This is a genomic window from Nostoc sp., assembly GCF_036916575.1.
Classification (GTDB): domain Bacteria; phylum Cyanobacteriota; class Cyanobacteriia; order Cyanobacteriales; family Nostocaceae; genus Nostoc.
Genome location: NZ_JBALGC010000092.1, coordinates 93,595 through 115,726 on the forward strand (window position 1 = coordinate 93,595; position 22,132 = coordinate 115,726).

A 22,132-nucleotide genomic window follows, 5' to 3' on the forward strand; every position below is an offset into this window, starting at 1 on the left:
ATAGGTTGATTGTCTTGATACTTACAGGACTAGCCCTTTCAAGGTGGGTGGAAATCTTAGTCCATAAATTCTTCCTTAACCTCTTATCTCTGTGTTCTCTGTGCATCTGCGGTTAAATAAATTACTTTTACACCGCAGATGCACAGAGGAGGGCAGTTGCGTGGGCGGGTTTCCCGACTTGAGCAAACTGCCCGTAGCGCTGAGAAAAACAATCTTATTTTATGAGTCACCTTGAAAGGGCTAGTTCTGACTTCTACTCAAGATTAAGGCTGACAAGCTAAATTTCCTTTTCTATAGGAGAGTGCAATGTCTTTTAGAACTGCGCGTTTGGACTGGTTACAAGCTCTAGGAATTGCCATTGTCAGTGCGATCGCCTTATATGCAAATATCTCAGTTGCCCAAATCATCCCAGACGGTACTCTGCCAAATAATTCCAATGTGAAATTAGAGGGCAATACCAGGATTATTGAGGGTGGAACCATAAGAGGTGCTAATCTGTTCCACAGCTTTGGGGAGTTCTCTGTTCCCAATGGCAGTACTGCTTTCTTCAATAATCCACTGGATATTCAGAACATCTTGACACGAGTAACAGGTAAGTCAATTTCTAATATTGATGGCTTAATTCGTGCTAACGGTAAAGCAAACTTATTCCTACTTAATCCCAATGGGATTATTTTTGGTAAACATGCTAGTTTGAACATCGGCGGTTCCTTTGTCGCCACAACAGCCAATGCCATTGGGTTTGGCAATTTTGGATTTTTCAGCGCCTTGAATCCAGAAGCACCTTCACCCTTATTAACAGTAAATCCAAATGCCTTATTATTCAATCAAATTGCGGCTTCCCCGATTAAAAATAGTTCAACTGCGCCAGCAAGAAAAGACCCAGCAGGTTTTAAAGTATCTGGTTTACGAGTTGAAGATGGAAAGAGTTTGTTGCTAGTAGGCGGCAATGTCAATATGGATGGTGGTCAATTAAATGCTTATGGTGGTCGAGTCGAGTTGGGAGGATTGAGATCAAGCGGAACTGTAGGGCTTCAGATAGATGGTAACAACTTTCGCTTGGGCTTTCCTGCTGAAAGTACGCGAGCAGATGTTTCTTTAGCTAATAAATCTAGTGTACATGTAGAAGCTGCTGGTGGTGGAAGTATTGCAGTTAACGCTCGGAATTTAGAAGTTTCGGGCAAAAGCGTAGTGAGTGCTGGAATAGGAAGTGGTTTGGGGTCAGTTAATTCTGTTGCGGGAGATATTACGCTCGATGCCACAGGGGAAATAAAAGTTGTAGGGTCTGGAAGCTATGTCTTCAATAGGGTGCGATCGCAAGCAGTGGGCAATGGAGGGAATTTAACTGTTAATACGCGTGAATTACTGGTACAGGATGGGGCACAGGTTGGTGCTAGCACATATGGTAGCGGAAATGCTGGAAATTTGGATGTTTCGGCACAAAATATGCAATTGATTGGTACATCTGCCGATGGTAAGTTTAGAAGTCACTTGTATGCTGCCACAAACGCAAACGCAATCGGTAATGGGGGAAACTTGACGATAAAAGCTGGTTCGTTACTGGTTCGGGATGGGGCACAGGTTAGCACTGACACATTTGGTGCAGGCAAGGGAGGTTCTTTAACTGTAAATGCCGACACAACTAAAATCATTGGTGCAAGCGGCTTGTTTGCTCAACAAAATACTCAAGGCGCAAAAGGAAATGTAGGAGATTTGACGATTAACACTAAAACCTTGCTAGTACAGGATGGCGCACAAGTTAGCACTGGCACATTCGGTGCAAGTGAGGGCGGGAATTTGAAGGTCAATGCTGACACTGTAGAAGTTATTGGTAGCAATACTGTTGATGGTTCTTCCAGTAAGTTGACTACTCAAAATTACCAAGGTGCAACAGGGAATGCAGGAGATTTGACAATTACTACGAAAACCTTGTTAGTACGGGATGGCGCACAAGTTGCCACTGGCGCATTCGGTGCAGGTTCAAGCGGGAATTTAAAGGTAAATGCTGACACTGTGGAAGTTATTGGTAGCAATACTGTTGGTGGTTCTTCTAGTAAGTTGACTACTCAGAACCAAGGCACAACAGGGAATGCAGGAGATTTGACAATTAACACTAAAACCTTACTAGTACGGGATGGGGCACAAGTTGGCACTGGCACATTCGGTACAGGCAAGGGAGGAAATTTGACAATAAATGCTGATACTGTAGAAGTTATAGGTAGCAACGCTGTTGATGGTTCTCCTGGCGGCTTGTTTGCCAATGCTGATAAGGCCGATTCTAATGCTGATATAGGTGCAACTGGAAACGGGGGTAACATAACGATTAACTCCAATGAGTTGCTAGTGCAAGATGGAGCATTGGTCTTTGCTGGTGCAAGAGCTGGTAGAAAAAGTCCAAGTAATGGAGGAGACATAACAATTACTACCCAAAAATTGCTCCTTCAAAAGGCTGAATTAGGTGCTGGTACTAGAGGTGCTGGTAGGGGAGGAAATGTGAGTGTTAAAGCTGATACAGTGCAATTGAATGGCTTTGGTGCTGCTATCTATAGTGATACAGATTCAACCGGGGATGCAGGAAATTTGACGATTAATGCTCAACAGTTGTTGGTTACAGATAAAGCAGGAGTATTTGTGAGCAGTTTAGGACTGGGAAATGCAGGCAACTTATTCGTGAAAAATGTCACCATCCTTATGGACAATGGCACTCTCAGCGCTAACACGCGCAGCATCAACACCGATCCCGATCAACCACAGGCAACTATCACCCTGCAAGTGCAAGATTTATTATTACTAGGTCGTAGCAGCAATATCACGACTGACGCTAAAGGAGAAAATGTCATCGGTGGCAACATAAAAATTAATGCTGATGTCCTGGCCGCCTTTGAAAATAGCGATATTACTGCCAACTCTGATGACTTTCGTGGCGGTAATGTCAGAATCAATACTAAAGGTATCTTTGGCATTCAGTTTCGGGATATAGCTTCCCCAAACACAAATGACATCACCGCTACCGGAGCAACTCGCGAGTTGAGCGGTAATGTGCAAATCACTACACTTGATATTGACCCGACTCGCGGCTTAGTCGAACTCCCCACTAATCTAGTTGATGCTTCTAGGCAAATTTATAATGCTTGCACACCTGGAACTCGGCAATTTCAAAATACATTTGTGGCAACAGGACGCGGCGGACTACCCATGAGTCCCACTGAACCATTACAAGATTCAAGTACTGTGTCTGCATGGGTGAGATTAAGACCAAAACCAGAAAACTTGGTAAATACAACGCCTGTGCCACAACCAACAGCACTTTCAACTACTCCCATTGCTGCTACAACTCTAATTGTAGAAGCTTCTGGTTGGGTAGTTGATAGTAAGGGAAACATAGAACTAGTAGCACAAGTTCCTCAATTTAAACCCCACAGCCCTTGGCAAACACCTGCTTCCTGTCCTGTATCTCAAGGAGGTGTGAAATATGGCAAAACTTCAGCTGCCGAAGCGAGTCGTTAGATTTGCGGTAACTCCCGTAGTCCTATTTACCCTTGCTATTTTCCTGACTATTATTCCTAGCACATTTGCTCAACAACAAAAGACAAATTCACTAGACGGGTTTCACGTCCAAACCAATAAACCCACAGCCACAATATCACAGTCACTTCTTGAGCAAGGAGAAGCACTTTATCAAACTGGACACTTTACTGAAGCAGTAAATGTTCTACAACAAGCTGTCCGTATCTATCAAGGCGAAAGCAATAACCTCGCACAAGCCGCAGCCCTGACTAACCTCTGTCTTGTATACCAGCAACTCGGCTCTTGGAAAGAAGCTTATGCAACTATTAACAATAGCTTAAATTTACTTGGCTGGGATGAGATAAATCAAAAATTAAATGTCAATAATCCAAAATCTGAATTGTTAGAAATTCTTGCACAAACTCTAAATATTCAGGGCGAATTGCAACTAGTACAGGGACAAACTGATGCATCTTTTCAAACATCACAACAAGCAGAACAAATCTGGAAGAAATTAGGTGACAATGCTGGAGTAACGCGCAGCCGGATTAACCAAGCACAAGCTCTACGAGTTGCTGGTTTTTACCGCCGCAGCTTAGATATATTGAAGGAAGTATCCCAACAATTATTTTCCCAACCTGACTCACTTGTAAAAGTAACAGCTTTGCGATCGCTTGGTAATGTCTTACAACAATTAGGCGAACTTGAGTTATCCCAGAAAATCTTACAACAAAGCTTAGAAATCGCTCAACGTCTGCAACTGCCTCTAGAAATTAGTTTGACGGAATTTAGCCTCGGTAATACTGCTAGGTCGTTAAGTAATATTAAAGGTGCGATCGCTCATTATGAAAATGCTGCCAAAATTGCACCAAACCCTCTGGCCAAAGTTCAAGCCCTGATTAATCAGCTGAGTTTGCTTGTCGAAAACGAACGCATCGCTGAGGCAAAGTCATTAATACCCACAATCCACTCTCAAGTAGCCAATCTGCCTACTAATCAAGCTGGTATTTATGCACGGATCAATTTTGCTCAAACTTTGACCAAAATTGGTAACAAAAAAGACATTGCAGAGATTTTGGCAAGTAGCGTTCAGCAAGCCAAAATAATCGGTGATCAACGTGCCCAATCCTATGCACTAGGCAGCTTGGGAGAAGTTTACGAGCATAACTTTCAATGGCAAGAAGCGCAAGATTTGACGCAGCAAGCGTTGTTTATGGCTCAAAAAATCGATGCCTCAGATATAACTTATCGCCTTGAGTGGCAGTTAGGACGCTTACTCAAAGTACAGGGAAATATCGAAGCCGCTATATCTGCTTATGATGCTGCTGTAATAACTCTTGAGTCTCTTCGCAGCGATTTAGTTGCGGTTAATCGAGAGGTGCAGTTGAATTTCCGCGATCGCATCGAACCGCTTTATCGACAGTCTGTAGAGTTGCTTTTACAAGAGAAAGGACAAGGAAAGCCTGATTTAGATAAAGCACGTCAACGAATGGAAGCTTTGCAAGTTGCAGAACTCGACAATTTTTTCCGAGAAGCTTGCTTGAGCAACCAATTTGTGGTATTGGACAAAGTAGTAGACCGCGACAATCTGAATACTGCAATTTTCTACCCGATTATCCTAGATAACCATTTAGAAATTATTATCAAACTTCCCAAGCAAGCGTTGATGCATAAAACTTCTAAAGTCAACCGTCAGCAAGTAGAGCAAGCTATTACAAAAATACGAAATACGATAGTCGAACCTGATGCTCATCAGCAATTTCAAGCAGTTTCTCAACAGCTTTATAACTGGTTAATTAAACCAGTTGAAACAGACCTCAAAAATAGTAAAGTGAATACTATAGTTTTTATCCCAGACGGGTTATTGCTAAATATCCCGATGTCTGCATTATATGATGGCAAAGAATATTTAGTCCAAAACTACTCTGTAGCCGTTAGCCCCGGACTGCAACTATTTACTCCTAAACCTCTAGCACATAAAAAATTAAATGCCCTGCTTGGAGGACTATCGCAACCACCCAAAAATGAAAAGTTTGCACCGCTTCCCAACGTTAAGATTGAACTGAAATTAATTCAGGAATCAGGCGTATCTACAACTACATTATTGGATGAAAATTTTACTAGTACGACTTTAGCAAAAACCATCAACGCTCAAGCTTTTAGAATTGTTCACTTGGCAACTCACGGGCGATTTAGCTCTAAAGCAAAAGACACTTTTATTTTAGCAGCTGATGGACGCATCAATGTAAGTGAATTAGATAGCTTGCTCAAAAGTAGAGAGCAAAAACGAACAGAGCCAGTTGAATTACTTGTTTTGAGTGCTTGCGAAACAGCAGCAGGAGATAACCGAGCTACATTGGGATTAGCAGGAGTTGCCCTGCGTGCTGGTGCGCGGAGTACTTTAGCCTCCCTATGGGAAATTGGTGATAACTCCACAGCTTTGTTTATTGATGAATTTTACCGCCAGTTAATCGCTGGTAAAACTACGGCAGAAGCTTTACGTTTTGCTCAATTAAAACTACTTAAAACTTCTGAATACAACCGTCCAATGTACTGGGCACCCTACATCTTAGTTGGTAATTGGTTGTAGAGATTTAGGCTTATAGATACTTTGCTGGATATTAACTTATTGGCGGTTTGGTAAATTTCCTAGAGGAGCCGTAGCAATATTATCCAAATTGATGGATTGCAATAAACTTTGCCAATCTTGTTGAATAGATGCATTATTATAATTATAAATGTGTATTTTTGCCAGCATATTTAAAGCATCGAACCAAATACCTTCTTTGGCATAGATTATAATTTTCTGTCGAGGATCAGTTGTTGCTTCCAATTGCTGTATAACACGAGAATCTAAATTGATTCTTTTAATACCTCCTTCTACATACACAGGAACGCTTGGTGCTTCTTGATCACAATGTACTTTTAAATACCAGTGATATGTCTTATCTACTTCTAATGAAGCAACAGTACTAGGGAGAGAAATACCAATGATACTGGGCTTAGAAGGTAGCGCGATCGCATTTCTATAAACATCATTTTCTGCGCTATCCTGTAAGCTAAATTCAGCGCTTGAGTTAGACAAATGCTTAGTATAGGGGATGTAAAACCAAAATGTAGGCCGTTCAGAAGTGGTTAGTCCCTCTACAACCCTGATAATTGATTTGTTTGTCTGGGTCGCAACCTTTTGTCCCTCTTGAAATGGTACTAAGGCAGTAAGCGGGGTTGGAACCGCAGGGCAATCATCTCGACTAGCCATTCCTGCTCTACGCCCAGATATAGGACTTAACAAAGCAGGTGCTTTTGGCAATTTAAAAACTGGTCGAGAGGTCGGTTGTTGAGGTGAAGCAGGTGTTTTGACTGGTTGTGTAGGCTGTTTATTAATGACTGATTGTTTAGTTTGGTCTGCTGCTTGTGCTGAATATTGGGTAGTGTTGCTTAAAATCAGAGTAGTTGTTAAGATCCATTTCATTGACTTAACAAGGTAAGATTTTTGCTTGTTGCTATCGTCATAAAGGTGGTGTAGCATTTTGTTAAACAAAGAGCGATTTTTTTATCTTTAAGTGAGCAGCAAAAAGAGACGTTTCACTAAGCCTCTCAAAAAAGATGAATTATCATATCTCAACAACTTTTGAAGGCATATAAAGCCTATGTTGATTGGAAGCTGACGAAGTTAATAGCTTTATATTAGGCCTTCACCTTTGCTGGAAGCATCGGAAGAAAGTCTTGTCTTTTGGCTCAACGAAAATCGTAGCTTAACTACGACTTTCGTTGAGATCGTTGCTAGCTAACAACGAAAGGGGCATGGCAGTTTGCGACTATCAACAGTATTTTTAAAGAAAATCTTTATTTCCAACTTTGGAAATAGGAGCGAGGGAAAACTTCTAGGAACTAGCCACTGTACATAAGTACTACACGCAATTTGGGTATTGGGAAGGGCGAAGCCGAGGTAAGGGAGCCTACGTGGGCTTGTATCATGAGTCTTTGTCGGTCATGGTTTACCATAGTTGCCTATGCAGTATCAGCAGACTTGCCATTTGCTCAAAGTCGCTGGTGCGTATCCGAAGGAATTGAAAATATCATTATGCTCTCAGACTACCGAAGCATGGATTTTGCCAGGGGCTGGGGACTACTAATTCAGGAATTAGGACTACTGACCCATGCTATTTATGTGGTAGATCAAAGTGGTAAGGTAACTTACCGCGAGATTATACCAGAAATTGCTTCCGAGCCAAACTATGATGCAGCGATCGCTGCTATTCGGGCAAGTATGTAGAATCAGAGTGTTCTCAAGGAAGGTTATTTAAAACAGGAGCAGTTTTTTGTTCTGTGCGATCACCCCTTCCCTGAATGGACGATCGCCTTGGCAACGACATTATGCATCATCAAATAAATGATCGAGAAGCTTCTGCTAAACTTGCTTATAGATGCCTTTTTGTTAATTATAAAAATAAATTTTACTACCAATAGATAAAGAATCAAAAAACAACTAAATTAGTATTTATAAAAATTAAGTGAGAAAACCGTACTTATCTGAGAGGTTTTCTGTACCATATATCTAAGTTTAGCTGGATACAATCAAAATGTAGCTTAAGTAATGCTGTTTTCTAAAAAATTTACACAGCATTAGTAGGAGAGCAAAAATATGACAAATCAATTCAAAACGGCTGCTTTGTTAGCTGCGCTAAGTGGTCTTCTAATTGCAATTAGTTACTGGGTAATTGGCGGTAGTAGTGGCTTAATAATAGGAATAGCTTTAGCAGCAGTAACAAACCTGTTTTCATGGTATCAATCAGATAAGATTGCGCTGGCAGTATACCAGGCCCAGCCTGTGAGTGAAAGGGAAGCACCAGAACTTTATCGGATGGTGCAGAGATTAAGCGATCGCGCTCACATTCCCATGCCTAAAGTTTACATTGTCCCAAGCCCTGGTGCTAACGCCTTCGCTACAGGGCGCGATCCAGAAAACGCTGCTGTTGCTGTCACCGAAGGCATTTTGAATATATTGCCAGAGGACGAACTCGAAGGCGTTATCGCCCACGAACTCACCCACATTATTAATCGTGACACCCTCACACAAGCGGTTGCTGCTACTGTTGCAGGTGCTATCTCATTTCTAGCGCAAATGGTGAGTTACAGTTTATGGTTTGGTGGTGGTTCACGAGATGACAACAGAGGTGCAAATCCTTTGGGTGTTTTGTTAACAGTAATGCTTGCGCCGGTGGCTGCGACGATTATTCAGCTAGCAATTTCACGCACACGAGAATTCTCTGCGGATGCAGGTTCTGCTAGATTAACTGGTAATCCTCGCGCCTTAGCCAGAGCGCTGCAACGGTTAGAAGCCTCAGCAAGGCAGATGCCTTTAAATGCCAATCCAGCATTTGAGCCGTTGTTAATTATCAATTCCATTTCTGGGCAGTTTCTGGGCAATTTGTTCTCCAGTCACCCCGCTACAGAAGTACGAGTTGCAGCATTGCTGAAATTAGAGGAACAACTGCCAACCAAAGCTTATTAAGGCGTTGCTGAATCAACGGACGATTCTTGTGGGGTGGGCATCCTGCCATTGGTGTCAAGTTACAGCAGTTTTTATATATTTGAACCACATCTGTCGTAGGGGCACAGCAATGCTGTGCCCTTACCGCGTGGTCTATTTACCTGAAAATAGCTGTAAGAAAAATAGAAACTTGTCAAGTGGCTAAAGCTCAGTAGTTAAACTCAACATAAGGGTGTTGAGAATAGCCATGAGAATGTCGTGTCGCCCACCCCACAAGAAATGTACAATTTCAGATTATACAAACTAGATGTGGTTTAGCTTACAAACAACTTGAGAAAAATCGCACATCGCGCTAGTCTTCATTGACGTAACTGCACGCTGTAACATTAGGCGATGACAAATCAACTTTCCCTAGAAATTCCCTCTTGCACTTGGAGCCGTCCCATCGGCTTAGGCTGGGAGAAACCTTATACCGTCCGCTACGCAAGTAATACCGATGATGGCCCTTGGCATGGTATGCCTTTAGGCGGCTTTGGTGCAGGTTGCATCGGTCGTTCTTCACGGGGAGATTTTAACCTGTGGCACATCGACGGCGGTGAGCATATCTTCAAAAACGTTCCCGCTTGTCAATTCAGTGTATTTGAATCCAATAGCACATCTTCCCAAGCCTACGCTTTATCTACGCAAACGCCCGATGACAGCACTCTCAAGGCTTGGCAGTGGTATCCGACACTTATCGGCACAGAGGGGACGGGCAATTATCACGCGCTATACCCGCGTAGCTGGTTTGTGTATGAAAATGTATTTCAAGCACAGTTGACTTGTGAGCAGTTTTCACCAATCTGGGCAGGTAATTACCAAGAAACTAGCTACCCTGTGGCGATATTCCTCTGGAATGCCCACAACCCCACAGATGCACCGATTACTCTCAGCATTATGCTCAGTTGGCAAAATATGGTGGGCTGGTTTACTAATGCTCTCAAATCTCCTCAAGTGCGAGTCCGCGATGATGGTAGTCCGGTTTACGAATACCAACCGCGCTGGGGTGAAAGTCAAGGGAACTATAACCAGATAGTTGAAAATACACAACAGTTTGGCTGTCTTTTCGGTCGGGTTAGTAGTGATGCTTTACAAGAAGGCGATGGAAACTGGTGTATTGCGACACTGAAGCATCCCCAGATGGAAGTATTTCACCACAGTCGGTGGAATCCTGAAGGAACGGGTGAGGAGGTGTGGCAAAGCTTTGCTAAAGATGGTTCTTTGCCTAATTATCTAGATACGACAGCAACAGAAAATACACAATTAGGGGCTGCGATTGCACTTCGTTTTACTCTCCAACCAGGCGAAACTCTCGAAATCCCCTTTGTCGTCGCTTGGGATTTGCCGCTCACAGAATTTGCTGCTGGAGTTAATTATTACCGCAGATATACAGACTTTTGGGGTAAAAGTGGTAACAATGCTTGGGCGATCGCATCTACTGCGCTACAAGAATACCAAATCTGGCGATCGCAAATTCAAAGTTGGCAAAAACCCATTCTCGACCGGGAAGATTTACCCAACTGGTTTAAGATGGCTCTATTTAATGAGCTTTACGACCTCACTAGCGGCGGTACTCTTTGGAGTGCAGCATCCGAACTTGATCCCATCGGTCAGTTTGCAGTGCTAGAGTGCTTAGATTACCGTTGGTATGAAAGTCTAGATGTACGGCTGTATGGCTCTTTTGCCCTGCTGATGCTGTTTCCAGAACTGGAAAAGTCCGTGATACGGGCATTTGCACGAGCGATTCCTCAAGGTGATGATACTCCCCGAATAATTGGCTATTACATGACAATTAAGGCAGAAAGCCCGATTGCAGTTCGCAAAGTCGCCGGTGCAACACCCCACGATTTAGGCGCACCCAATGAACACGTTTGGGAGAAAACCAATTACACCAGCTATCAAGACTGCAATTTATGGAAAGATTTAAGTAGTGATTTTGTCCTGCAAGTATACCGTGATTTTCTGCTCACGGGTGCTGACGATGTAGAATTTTTAGCAGATTGCTGGCCTGCGATCGTTCAAACTCTCGACTACTTGAAAACTTTTGACCTTGATGGCGATGGGATTCCGGAAAATTCTGGTGCGCCTGACCAAACCTTTGATGATTGGCGGTTGCAGGGTGTCAGCGCCTATTGTGGTGGGTTGTGGTTAGCGGCGCTGGAGGCTGCAATCGCCATCAGCGATGTTTTATTAACTTACCAGACAGGTAAGACAGCAGAGTTGGCAGCGCAAAAATCCACTTATGAAACTTGGTTACACCAATCTCTTCCTATTTACCAAGAAAAACTTTGGAATGGGCAATATTATCGACTTGATAGTGAAAGTGGTTCCGATGTGGTAATGGCAGATCAATTGTGCGGACAATTCTACGCCCGTCTGCTGGACTTACCTGATATTGTACCGAGCGATCGCGCCCTTTCTGCCCTGAAAACTGTTTATGATGCTTGCTTTTTAAAATTCTGCAATGGTGAGTTTGGTGCTGCTAATGGTGTTCGTCCTGACGGTTCACCAGAAAATCCCAAAGCTACTCATCCCCTGGAAGTCTGGACGGGGATAAACTTTGGGCTAGCGGCTTTTCTTGTGCAGATGGGAATGAAGGATGAAGCGTTGAGGTTGACGCAAGCTGTGGTGCAGCAAATTTACGACAATGGTCTGCAATTTCGCACGCCTGAAGCTATCACCGCAGCTGGTACTTTCCGCGCTAGCACTTACTTACGGGCAATGGCGATTTGGGGAATTTACTTAGTTATTAATTAATTGGCTATCAAAGCGGTTCTCGTTTTGATGCAACACACGTAGAGTAGCACAGATGTGTAGCCCTACGAACGGTCGTATTCCATGTATAGTATGTACGTTGCCAAATTTAGCCTGTTTTCATCGGAAGCATCCCAATGCAAGCCAAAAGACATAGGACTGGTACAAAAACTTTGTACAAACCTCTTTGGTTTGTGTTCTTCTCTACGAGACGCTACGCGTAGCTTGCTTCTCCGTAGAAGTATGCGTCCTTTGCAATAGCCTGTCTTGAAAAGTGACGCTCCTCTCTTACAAAGTTCTAATCCGATAGCGCAACGTAAAGCCTTCTCTTCGAGAGGCTTCGCCAACGGCATAGCTTCTCTTCGAGAGGCTGCGCCAACGCTTAGAGCGAGTCCGCGAGCGTCGGAAGCCTCTCTACGAGACGCTTCGCGTAGCTTGCTTCCACGAAGTGGTACGGCTCAGACTTTGTGCTGCGTCGAAGAGGCAGCGCTAACAGTTCGCCTTTGGCGTTGCCGCAGGCAACAGCGGGAAACGACGCGATACACTTTTCGCTGCGGCAAGTCAAGTCAGCGTCTATGTTATTTCAAACACCCTCTAAGCCAAAATACTGTATGAAAATAAACTTGCACATTTGGGATGCTCCGGTCTTCATCTAAAAAAGCAGAGTCTAGATTTGTGATTTTATTTTCCAAGTGTTTCCGGAAGCGAAGGAAAATTTCAGTAATGGTAAGAGTTGAAGGATTGAGAATTCAAGACTATTCTTTCAGAAAATGCAAATGTTACTAGCTTTAGGCATAAATCTTGCTAATATCTTCTAAAAAACCGAAATCAAACTATGAACTCCTGTTCGTCATTAAGAGTTCAGGGAGATGTGAAATATATAACTAACCAGCAGTCTCCCAATCCAAAAGTGGCTATTCTCAAAAATTTGAGGATAGTTGCAGGGAATACAAATCTAGAATCGGAATTTAGCCAAGTTTGGATTCTTCGTGAGTTTCAACTAAGCGACAATGTAACTATCTATGGTATGGATGCGGAAACTGAAGACAATAACAATCTTGTGTACTTAGTTTGGCAGGGTCGAATATGACTACTTGCGTTTAACGCAACTATTGGACGAGAAATTTTAACTCAGTTGCTGATCAGTTAAGCAAACTTTTAGGGTAGACCATTTGTTTTGCAAACAACCTTTAGCATATCGGGCGATCGCAGCAAGTGCATGTTTTCTAGCTCAAATTAACATTTATCACTTCAGACAACTGTTACAGCGTATACCTAATCTGAAAATTATTGGTGATGTGTGGGCAGATGTTGCTCGGAATTTACTTTAGAACAAGCGTTCGCATCTGCTTACACTAGCCCAGGCACAGGACTTTATCAATAACTGCCTTTGGGGTATAACACCCTCGTGGGAGAACGCAGTGCAATAATTTATGGTGGAAAACGACAAAAAATTGCCAGCGATCAAGCACTGATTAAGAACCCAGCAATTCTGATTTTGGATGAAGCAATTAGTGCGCTAGATATCCAGTCGGAACGCCAATTTCAACAGAATTTAACCCCGATTAATTAAGCTTGTACCATCTTCATCATGCGACTATATCCTTGTTCTAGACCGAGGTATCCTCGTTGAGCAAGGCATTCATCAATAACTCATAGCAATTGGCAGTTTTTATTACCACTTAGCCCAATTGCAACTGCATCTGTAATCTCACTTATAGAAATCTGTTAGATATTAATACACATCCAAATTATTGCTAAGTTGATTTAGCAACATTCTCTGTTAATTAGCTTTCTCTCTATTAGGGAATTTTCTAAGGTTGTACAGGTTTAGCCTGCTACATCTTTTTTGGTGAAAGCATCCCGTTATCGGTGTTTTGCTTAACTGAGTTGATGATAATTAAAACTATATATCTTACGACTAATCACTAATTATCTTTTAAAATAAGCTATTTGTTAATTCTTGGCTAATGCTTATGAAATATTCATGAGCAGTTTACAGCGATTTTATTTAGATAAGCTAAAGCTGTAGTCTTGATATATCAGGACATCCAAGGCTAATAGATAATATTATTTAATGGAGATTATTTCAAAAATATTTTCCCTATCTATAGCTAATCGCGTTTTTAAAGTCTCTATACATTCCTATTTTTATAAGTTGTTTTACCTGATTGTTCATGCTAATATTTTTTAGGGACTCGACAATAATAAAGTCTTTAAATTGATATTGTGTGAGGGGTAAGACCCCTCATGAATGAGTAAAGGGGGACAAAATTCAAAGTTGCACAATAGGCAAGTACGTATCGGAATATATTCAGTAAATTTAGCTTAATAATCTGCTAATTTAGTGGATGACATTAGCGACAAAAAATAGTATAAATACGAATAGCCTTGCTAACGCTCAAAGATAAATAAATTTTCTCTACTAGCTGAAAACAATATGCAAAATTCCCGGAAAATGCTTAATTAAACAGTAGTAAGAAATACAAGCAGTTGAACAGGTAAAACTTATTGAATTAAGAGTTAAAAAGTTTAAGAGGACAAAATTGCATTTACCAAAAGCCACGCGAGACTTTTGTCCTACCAGTCATATACAAGACAAAAGGTAAATTTTTACCTCTAACTCCCATTGATCATATTTTCCGATCAGTGATTAAACAGCTGCAAAAAAGCTAGTGCAGTTTGTAAATTTCAATTGAAACACCAACAATCGTAGAAACTGAACTAGTTTACTTCATCCCAGATAACCAAAAACTATGATGAATCAAGACATTGCTGGCATTAGTAGTAACTTAGATAAGACAGTGAAGGCTCAACAAATTGACAAAGTAGTTGAAGCAATTCTTGCTGGAAAATATTCGTGGGCATGTGTTTTAATGCTGCGATTTGCTGGCTATAATCCTCTCCATTACATTCCATATCGCACCTACAATCGATTGTTAAAAGAAAACTCTAAAGCCAGTAGGACAAATCAACAGCAAAGTGAAAATATAAAAATGCTGAAACATGCTAATGATTCAATATCTGATAGCAATGGTTCATCAAGCTGCTTAAGCAAAATCAAAGACCGAGCTTATCTTGAGGTAGTTGGAAAGCAAAAAACAGAAATTTGTGGTAGTAGTTTAGATCAGAGAATGCCACAGCAAATCAACGATCATCAATCAAGTAAATCGCAATTAAAACCAGAAAGTACTCAAGATATTTCCTTGAAACGTTGTGGATTCAATTAAAAACTATTTGGAATCAATAGATTCTGCCCTAGAGGTGATTGAGTGTCTGAAAACCTGCTATGCTAATTTAACATTTCTAGCATGGCAGGTTTTCTATATCAGTGATTAATTTAATAGTTTTTTCAAAAATCTGCCAAAATGGCAAATATATACTAATGATATTGGTAAACTAATAAAAACTACAACTTAAACAAAAATAGAGGTGATTGGCAAGCAAGTTAATTTTAAAAAATTAAATCAATGATTAGTTCTGACTCTGAAATAAATCAAACTGATTACAAAAGTAGTCAGGATTTTATGGAGTAAATAACTCCTACACCAAGACTGATGATCTAACCGTTGCTACTGGTGGTTCTATTTCTGAGGAAGTCTGAGCAAAGAGAACTTGGAGCGGTAGCTTCTCCCAATCCAAACTTTACACAGCTTTCACCGACTGCAGACGGTGCAAGTAATGCTTATAAAGCTTTCTATACTGTGGTTGGTGTTGCTTTAGTTAATAAAGCAAACGCTTAACATCAATACCAGAAACGGAAATAGAAAAGTTTCGGTGAAATCGTTGTCATCGCTGTTAGAACTAGTAGCTCATACGCTTCTCTTTCGACTATTGTAATCCTAGTCCTCCCAACCTGGATTATCTCTGCTTTCTAAACTTTCAATTTATATAGCAACTACTGGAAGTTCAAAATTTGAATAACTTCCAGTTTTTTATGTATAAATAAAAAGAAGGTGGGCAATTTGCCACCTTCTTTTTTTGAAATACAGTTAATCTAAAAATAAATTAAACCTTGGCTAATTCTGGCGTAGGACGCTTGCTATTGCGAATTGCTGTAATAGCCTCAGCATAATCCTTAGCGTTAAATACAGCTGAACCGGCGACAATTGCATTAGCTCCCGCTTCCAAAACTTGCCAGGTATTATTTGCCTTCAGTCCTCCATCCACTTCAATCCAAGGGTCAAGACCGCGTTCATCACACATTTGACGCAGCTTGCGGATTTTGGGTAATACACCAGGGATAAAGCTTTGACCACCAAAACCAGGGTTGACGCTCATAATCAGTACTAAATCGCACAAATCTAGAACGTATTCAATTAGCTCTAGAGGGCTACCAGGATTAAGTACAACTCCAGCTTTCTTACCAAGTTCTTTAATTTGCCCTAACGTGCGGTGCAGGTGTGGGGAAGCATTATGCTCGCAGTGTACGGTGATATGATCGGCACCCGCCTTAGCAAAATCCTCTACATACTTTTCTGGCTCCACAATCATCAAGTGGACATCTAGTGGCTTGGTTGTAATCGGACGAATCGCCTCCACAATCAGAGGACCTATCGTAATATTGGGTACAAAACGACCGTCCATTACATCAACATGAATCCAATCTGCTCCAGCCGCGTCTATGGCGCGAATTTCGTCACCCAGACGACTAAAATCGGCTGATAGGATAGATGGAGCAATTACAATGGGCTTTTGAGATCGGTTTTGGGTCATGGCTAGTGGGTTTTAAGCGTCCTCGTCTGTACGCATTGTAACAAAACATTGAGCAAGACTCATAATTTTGATCCCGACTTTTTTGGGAGATGGGGAGATGAAGGAGATGAGGAGAATAATAACTCCTAACTCCTAACTAATGACCAATGACTAATGACCAATGACTAATGACAAATGACTAAAAAACTAACCTGGATAATTTGGGGATTAAGTGCTTCTTGTCTGAGTGCGCCGGTAATTGCTTCGGCTTTAGAATCTGCTCTGGGAACTAATGGCATTGATGCTCTGAAGCTACACCAATCTCCTTATAATTTAATCGGTCGTAAGATTGCTATTGGTCAAGTGGAAATTGGCCGACCGGGAATGTTTGGGTGGGATAAGGCGGTGTCTAAAAATCGCGCCATATCTTTAGCAGCAGTATTCTTACGCGATGGCCCAGCTAAATCAAATAGCGGTGTTGATTCCCACGCCTACAATGTCGCTGGTGTCATGGTGAGTCAAAACAAAGCTTTACCAGGAGTTGCTCCGGGAGCGCGACTGTATTCATCTGCGGTGGGTTCCACTAAAAACATGGGTCAGGCAGAAGAGTGCTTATCGGCACAGCACATAGCCCTACAAAATAGTGGCGATGTCCGTGCCATTAACTTTAGCTTTGGTGAACCTTTGAGCCGCGATCCAAGACCAGACGCTACTTTAGACGGCAATGCTTTACTAACTTTATGTGTTGACTGGTCTAGTCGCGTTCATGATGTTTTGTATGCGATCGCTGGCAACCAGGGTAAGGGGGGTATTCCCATTCCTACAGACAATTTTAACGGAGTGAACGTGGCTTTTTCATCCCGCAGAGGGGGAGTTTTTAACAAAGTAGACGTGGCTAATCTCGCGAGTGCGAACCAAGGAGTGAGTGGAAAGCTAGTTGGAAGGGAATTTGATCTTGGTGGGCGTCGCGCTATCAGTTTAGTTGCTCCTGGGAATAATATTCCTTTGCTCAATCCAGATGGCAAATTGAATAAGGTTACAGGGACAAGTTTTGCAGCACCTCAAGTTACGGCTACTGTTGCTCTGTTGCAGGAATTTGGTGACCGACAGTTGCGGACAAAACAACCTCACTGGAGCATCGATTCTCGGCATCATCAAGTGATGAAAGCTGTATTGCTGAATTCAGCAGACAAAATCCAAGATAGCGGTGATGGGTTAAGGTTGGGAATGAGCCGGACGCTAATTGATAAACAAAATCAAAACTGGCTAGATTCAGATGCTTATAAAGATCCTAAGATTCCCTTGGATGCTCAAATGGGAGCGGGTCATTTGAATGTATTTCGCGCTTATCAGCAATTTAGTGCTGGTCAATGGCAGCCATCAGCTGCGGTGCCGGCTATTGGTTGGGATTATCGCACAGTCAATGTTGGAGCATCTATTGACTATATATTAGCAAAACCGTTAAAGCAGGGGAGTTTTGTTGCTATTACCCTAACTTGGGATCGATTGGTAGAACTCAACGATAAAAATAAAAATCAGCAATATGACGTGGGCGAAAATTTTCGCGATCGCGGTTTAAATAATCTCGACCTCTACTTAGTAAAAGCTGATGCTCAAAATTCAGATACTAGTGCTGTTTGCTCCTCAATCAGCCAAATCGATAGTGTAGAACATATTTTCTGCCCCGTTGCTGCTACTGGTAATTACAAAATCCGTATCCAGTTTCGTCAAAAGCTCAATGAAGCGACTCAAACCTATAGTTTAGCTTGGTGGAGTGTGCCTATCAATTGAAATAGGGGCGCACAACTGTCATCTGTGTAGAACTTACAGCGTTTTTCATCTATTTGAAGCACAGTTTCCTGTAGGGGCGCACAGCCGTGCATCCCTACGAAAGTTCTGTATTTCGTACAACTGAGAAAGGTTATTTTATCTATAAAAACCCAACAGAAGTAGTTATTTTGTGATTACGTAGCTTACAATACGTTTATACATAAATATGAAAATTCCTAAAAATCAAAATTTTTCATAACTCCTGTATAGCCGCCTGAATTAGGAATCAGCAACTCTCACAAGTTGTGTTTTATTTCTCTAAGCTACTAACTTGCTGTTACAAAAACTGTAACAGTCCCATGTTTCTATTGGAGCAAATGCAATAGTTAATCATTGACACAGTATCTGCGTCAACTCTTAGCACAGATCGGGAATCTTTGGCAAATGAGGTGGTATAATGAACACGCAGAAATATAGTAGTGTGGGAGAAAATTTCATGCAAAGACGTTATGGTGTGAGTCTTGGCAGACGTTATGCTCTGGCAGCTGCAAGTGTTGTTCTATTTAGTGTACTAGGGTATTCTCAAGTCGATAGTAATAAAAGTGCCCTTGCCCAATCTAGTTTACCTCAGTCAGAAACTCCATTGCAAAAAAAAACACTCAAGACTGATGCAAAAATCGTTGAGTCTAGCAATAAGTTTGGCTTCAAACTGTTTTCAGAAGTTCTGAAAAATGATCAAGGTGAGAAGAATGTTTTTATCTCACCTTCGAGTGTCGCGATCGCTCTAGCTATGACCTACAATGGCGCGAGCGGCACGACTCAACTAGGGATCGCAAAAACCCTGGAATTACAGGGAATGAATCTGCAAGAAATCAACTCTTCTTACGCGGCGGCATTAAAGCAGCTTTTAGACAATTCAGATGCGAAAGTACAACTGAATATCGCTAACTCACTTTGGGCAAATCAAGATTATAGCTTTCGACCAGACTTCCTCCAGAGAGTACAGTATTTCTATAAAGCCAAGGTTAGCAATTTAAACTTTAAAGATGCCGCTGCACTTAGTATTATCAATAACTGGGTAAAAGAGAATACTAATGGCAAAATCACTGAGATAGTTGAAACAATTAAACCCAATGATGTGTTGTTTCTGATTAATGCCATATATTTTAAAGGAAAATGGAGTAAGGAATTTGACAAAAATCAAACCGCTCAATACCCCTTTTACATTACATCTGGCAGACAAAAACAACACCCGATGATGTCACAGAGCGGTGACTATAGATACTATGAAAACAAACAATTTCAGGCAGTTAGTTTACCTTACGGCAAAGATCGTAAATTCAGTTTTTATATCTTCCTGCCCAAACAGAACTCTAACCTCAATGCCTTCTATCAGAACTTGAATGTTGAAAACTGGGAAAAATGGATGACTCAGTTCAGCAAACAAAAAGGGTTTATTCGCTTACCCCGCTTTAAAATAGAGTATGATATTACACTCAATGATGCCTTAAAAACTTTAGGTATGGAGGAGGCTTTCAGCAGCAAAGCCAATTTTTCCGGCATTGGTAAAAATCTTAAGATTAGCGAAGTTAAGCATAAAACTTTTGTCGAAGTGAACGAAGAAGGCACGGAAGCGGCTGCGGCTACTTCAGTGGGAATAGTATTAACAGCTTTGAGACAGGAACCAGAACCATTCCGAATGATTGTTGACCATCCATTCTTCTGTGCCATTAGGGATAATCAGACGGGAAGCGTTTTATTTATGGGTTCGATCATTGACCCACAATAAAAAATCCAAAATTCCTTCATTTTGAATTTTGAATTTTCAGAGAAGTCTGAATTTCAAATTTAATTTTAGGGTAATGTGGCTTCAGAAATACTTAAAGTCTTGTTAGCGTCAGCTTTCGGGGACTCGTTTGCTGCAACGGGTGCAGTTATCTCCCCAGTGGCGCTGTCGTTTGTCTGGCTACCAGGACGCAAGGCACTTAAAGCGGTCTTAATCACAACAGCTGTGGGTACTGCCACAATTACACCCAACAGTCCGCCAATTCTTGCCCCTGTTAAGACTGAAATTAAAATCCAAACTGGATTTAAACCCGTAAAGCTGCCTAAAATTCGGGGGGCAATTAAGTTTTCAAGAATTTGCTGTACAATCACTGCTGCTATCAAGACTCTCACACCCATTGAGAAATCTTGCAGCGCTACCAATAGTGTAGTCAGGGCGATGCCTACAGAACCGCCAAAGGGGACGAGAGCCATCAGTCCAATAGTTAGACCAAATAGCAGCCCAAATGGCACTTTCAGCCACAAAAAGGTAGGAATGAGGGCTGAGGCCATGCAAGTAGATAAAATCAATTGGGTGATGAAGAAATTTTGGAAGCTGAGGCGGACTGTTTTGGAAAAAGGATCGCGAAATTTAGCAGGTAGCCATTCCACTAGACTTTGCCAGAGTTCACCCCCATGCTGTAAAAGATAGAAAGTCAAAACCATCGTCAAGAGAATATCTAGCAGACTAGTGACTGTAACTACCGCCAGATTTAAAACTTGTCCAGCGATCGCTTGCAATTGTCCCTTGACGCGATCGTTGATTTGCACTACCAGAGCATCGAGGTTAATCGGTAAGCCAAAAGTATCAGCTTTTTGGTTTAATATCATCAACTGAGAGCGTCCAGAGTCGATCAACTCTGGCAAACGAGCCACCAGTTGTTGAGCTTGGGTAAGGGCCAGCGGAAAAAGTGTAACACCCAACGCCAATAAAATCGATAAAGCCAAGAGAAATACTAAAATAGCAACTTGCTCTCGCCTCGCACCATGATGCTCCATCCAGCTCACGGGGTAGTTGAGCAGAAATGCTAGCACTGAGGCTCCAACTAAAATGACTATGAGAGAATGGAAATAATTAAAGAATACCGAAAGTGCCCAACCATTGAGAACTAACAGCGGCAGGAATAACGCGATCGCCACGATTCGCGCTATAGGTGTGAATGTTTGCCACCAGTCGAGTAGCTTGCGTGTCTGCATTTTGAGCTGATTGCGGGATAGAACTAAATGAAATCTTTCTTTACAGCTTATTATCTCTAACTATATGAGTCTCATTCATCCCTCTAGTTTAGGAGTTAGACTAAGCCTAATGGAAAATTTTCAACCGAAAGAGACTAGGGAGTGGGGAAGTAGGGAAGCAGGGAGCAGGGAGCAGGGAGCAGAGGGGAAAGAAGTAATTTTTAATTCTCCCCCTTGCACCCAGCAAAGAGCCTCTCTGCCTCTTCTGCCCAATCCCCCATACCCCATCCCCAAAACACAGTTGCTTTTATATTTAGTTCCGATTATCGGCTTTTTTCCCTCCTTGTGGACTCTCTATCGAGGCCAGGGTAGTCGGGAACAACTTGCTATTAGTCGTCTATCTATTACTTTGGCACTTACTTGGCTGTTAGGATATTTATTATTAGCTACCGGCGCAGCAACTTCAGATTTTTTGACGCTACGTCTATTTATCCTCAATAGCTTTCTCACATCCGGCTATTTTTTAGTAAGTGTTTGGTTGATTTTGCGCCTGATGCAGGGCAAATCTGGGCGTTTACCAGGATTTAGTACTTTAGCAGAACGAGTACTTGGCAAGTATTTATCTTAATTTTCTCAGGTGAAATTTTGCCAGTATTTTTACTTATTTTCTAAAAAATTACAGTTGATTGATCCATATATCTAGTCAAATCCAGTTTATTATTGCCATACTTCAGAAAAACATCTCTAGATTGGTCCAAAAGAAGGATAAATGCTGCTATAAGTGTTGTGGTTGACACTACATTAAAAAAGTTAGCACTAATAATTAAGAGTTAGCTATTATGGGTTGATTTGTCTGCATGTTTTTAGTCTGCA

General features: G+C 41.7%; 15 protein-coding genes. 12 read left to right on the forward strand and 3 right to left on the reverse strand.

What is annotated here, in order from left to right; genetic code table 11:
- Nucleotides 1-306: 306 nt before the first annotated feature.
- Nucleotides 307-3,507 (forward strand): two-partner secretion domain-containing protein, encoded by a 3,201-nt coding sequence (locus V7L29_RS19475; RefSeq protein ID WP_334736537.1) that lies wholly within the window; start codon nt 307-309, stop codon nt 3,505-3,507.
- A complete protein-coding gene (locus V7L29_RS19480; RefSeq protein ID WP_334736538.1) occupies nt 3,473-6,097 on the forward strand; it encodes a CHAT domain-containing protein in 2,625 nt (874 codons plus the stop codon). The genes V7L29_RS19475 and V7L29_RS19480 overlap by 35 nt, the downstream gene beginning before the upstream one ends.
- Before the next feature lie 36 nt (nt 6,098-6,133).
- Here the strand turns inward: V7L29_RS19480 and V7L29_RS19485 are convergent, their stop codons facing one another.
- Nucleotides 6,134-6,979 (reverse strand): DUF928 domain-containing protein, encoded by an 846-nt coding sequence (locus V7L29_RS19485; RefSeq protein ID WP_334736539.1) that lies wholly within the window; start codon nt 6,977-6,979, stop codon nt 6,134-6,136.
- Nucleotides 6,980-7,483: 504 nt separating this feature from the next.
- Between V7L29_RS19485 and V7L29_RS19490 the strand changes: the two genes are divergently transcribed.
- The 7 genes from V7L29_RS19490 (at nt 7,484) to V7L29_RS19520 (ending at nt 15,024) form a co-directional block, all read left to right on the forward strand.
- Nucleotides 7,484-7,783: a redoxin family protein gene (locus V7L29_RS19490; RefSeq protein WP_334691811.1), complete on the forward strand. Its 300-nt coding sequence runs from the start codon at nt 7,484-7,486 to the stop codon at nt 7,781-7,783.
- A gap of 369 nt (nt 7,784-8,152) precedes the next feature.
- Nucleotides 8,153-9,022 (forward strand): zinc metalloprotease HtpX, encoded by an 870-nt coding sequence (locus V7L29_RS19495; protein WP_334691810.1) that lies wholly within the window; start codon nt 8,153-8,155, stop codon nt 9,020-9,022.
- 372 nt (nt 9,023-9,394) lie between these two features.
- Nucleotides 9,395-11,797 carry a GH116 family glycosyl hydrolase gene (locus V7L29_RS19500; RefSeq protein ID WP_334691809.1) on the forward strand — a complete coding sequence of 801 codons (2,403 nt, stop codon included), beginning with the start codon at nt 9,395-9,397 and terminating at the stop codon, nt 11,795-11,797.
- A gap of 832 nt (nt 11,798-12,629) precedes the next feature.
- Nucleotides 12,630-12,884: a hypothetical protein gene (locus tag V7L29_RS19505; protein WP_334736540.1), complete on the forward strand. Its 255-nt coding sequence runs from the start codon at nt 12,630-12,632 to the stop codon at nt 12,882-12,884.
- An 82-nt stretch (nt 12,885-12,966) separates the two neighbouring features.
- The gene (locus V7L29_RS19510) at nt 12,967-13,125 is read left to right on the forward strand and encodes a hypothetical protein (protein ID WP_334736541.1); all 159 of its coding nucleotides are present in this window, start codon (nt 12,967-12,969) and stop codon (nt 13,123-13,125) included.
- A gap of 59 nt (nt 13,126-13,184) precedes the next feature.
- Complete coding sequence (locus V7L29_RS19515; protein WP_334736542.1) at nt 13,185-13,367, forward strand: hypothetical protein; 183 nt, start codon at nt 13,185-13,187, stop codon at nt 13,365-13,367.
- 1,186 nt (nt 13,368-14,553) lie between these two features.
- Nucleotides 14,554-15,024, forward strand: coding sequence for a HetP family heterocyst commitment protein (locus V7L29_RS19520; RefSeq protein ID WP_334736559.1), 471 nt, complete (start codon nt 14,554-14,556; stop codon nt 15,022-15,024).
- A 778-nt stretch (nt 15,025-15,802) separates the two neighbouring features.
- Here V7L29_RS19520 and rpe read toward each other — a convergent pair.
- Entirely contained in the window at nt 15,803-16,510 is a 708-nt protein-coding gene (gene rpe, locus V7L29_RS19525; RefSeq protein WP_334693374.1) for a ribulose-phosphate 3-epimerase, read from the reverse strand.
- 174 nt (nt 16,511-16,684) lie between these two features.
- On the opposite strand from rpe, the gene V7L29_RS19530 reads away from it, so the two are divergent.
- Together V7L29_RS19530 and V7L29_RS19535 are read left to right on the forward strand one after the other, a co-directional pair.
- The gene (locus tag V7L29_RS19530; RefSeq protein ID WP_334736543.1) at nt 16,685-18,280 is read left to right on the forward strand and encodes a S8 family serine peptidase; all 1,596 of its coding nucleotides are present in this window, start codon (nt 16,685-16,687) and stop codon (nt 18,278-18,280) included.
- A gap of 436 nt (nt 18,281-18,716) precedes the next feature.
- Complete coding sequence (locus V7L29_RS19535) at nt 18,717-20,048, forward strand: serpin family protein (protein WP_334736544.1); 1,332 nt, start codon at nt 18,717-18,719, stop codon at nt 20,046-20,048.
- A gap of 65 nt (nt 20,049-20,113) precedes the next feature.
- Here the strand turns inward: V7L29_RS19535 and V7L29_RS19540 are convergent, their stop codons facing one another.
- On the reverse strand, nt 20,114-21,280 hold the full coding sequence (locus tag V7L29_RS19540; RefSeq protein WP_334693377.1) for an AI-2E family transporter: 1,167 nt from the start codon (nt 21,278-21,280) through the stop codon (nt 20,114-20,116).
- Between the two features lie 109 nt (nt 21,281-21,389).
- Between V7L29_RS19540 and V7L29_RS19545 the strand changes: the two genes are divergently transcribed.
- Nucleotides 21,390-21,887 (forward strand): hypothetical protein, encoded by a 498-nt coding sequence (locus V7L29_RS19545; protein WP_334736545.1) that lies wholly within the window; start codon nt 21,390-21,392, stop codon nt 21,885-21,887.
- Nucleotides 21,888-22,132 lie beyond the last annotated feature (245 nt).

Coding starts and splice junctions, on each gene's coding strand:
- V7L29_RS19490 (WP_334691811.1), top strand. CDS start 7,484: ATGAGTCTTTGTCGGTCATGGTTTACCATAGTTGCCTATGCAGTATCA.
- V7L29_RS19540 (WP_334693377.1), bottom strand. CDS start 21,280: ATGCAGACACGCAAGCTACTCGACTGGTGGCAAACATTCACACCTATA.
- V7L29_RS19505 (WP_334736540.1), top strand. CDS start 12,630: ATGAACTCCTGTTCGTCATTAAGAGTTCAGGGAGATGTGAAATATATA.
- rpe (WP_334693374.1), bottom strand. CDS start 16,510: ATGACCCAAAACCGATCTCAAAAGCCCATTGTAATTGCTCCATCTATC.
- V7L29_RS19495 (WP_334691810.1), top strand. CDS start 8,153: ATGACAAATCAATTCAAAACGGCTGCTTTGTTAGCTGCGCTAAGTGGT.
- V7L29_RS19530 (WP_334736543.1), top strand. CDS start 16,685: ATGACTAAAAAACTAACCTGGATAATTTGGGGATTAAGTGCTTCTTGT.
- V7L29_RS19475 (WP_334736537.1), top strand. CDS start 307: ATGTCTTTTAGAACTGCGCGTTTGGACTGGTTACAAGCTCTAGGAATT.
- V7L29_RS19520 (WP_334736559.1), top strand. CDS start 14,554: ATGAATCAAGACATTGCTGGCATTAGTAGTAACTTAGATAAGACAGTG.
- V7L29_RS19500 (WP_334691809.1), top strand. CDS start 9,395: ATGACAAATCAACTTTCCCTAGAAATTCCCTCTTGCACTTGGAGCCGT.
- V7L29_RS19535 (WP_334736544.1), top strand. CDS start 18,717: ATGAACACGCAGAAATATAGTAGTGTGGGAGAAAATTTCATGCAAAGA.
- V7L29_RS19480 (WP_334736538.1), top strand. CDS start 3,473: ATGGCAAAACTTCAGCTGCCGAAGCGAGTCGTTAGATTTGCGGTAACT.
- V7L29_RS19485 (WP_334736539.1), bottom strand. CDS start 6,979: ATGAAATGGATCTTAACAACTACTCTGATTTTAAGCAACACTACCCAA.
- V7L29_RS19545 (WP_334736545.1), top strand. CDS start 21,390: ATGGAAAATTTTCAACCGAAAGAGACTAGGGAGTGGGGAAGTAGGGAA.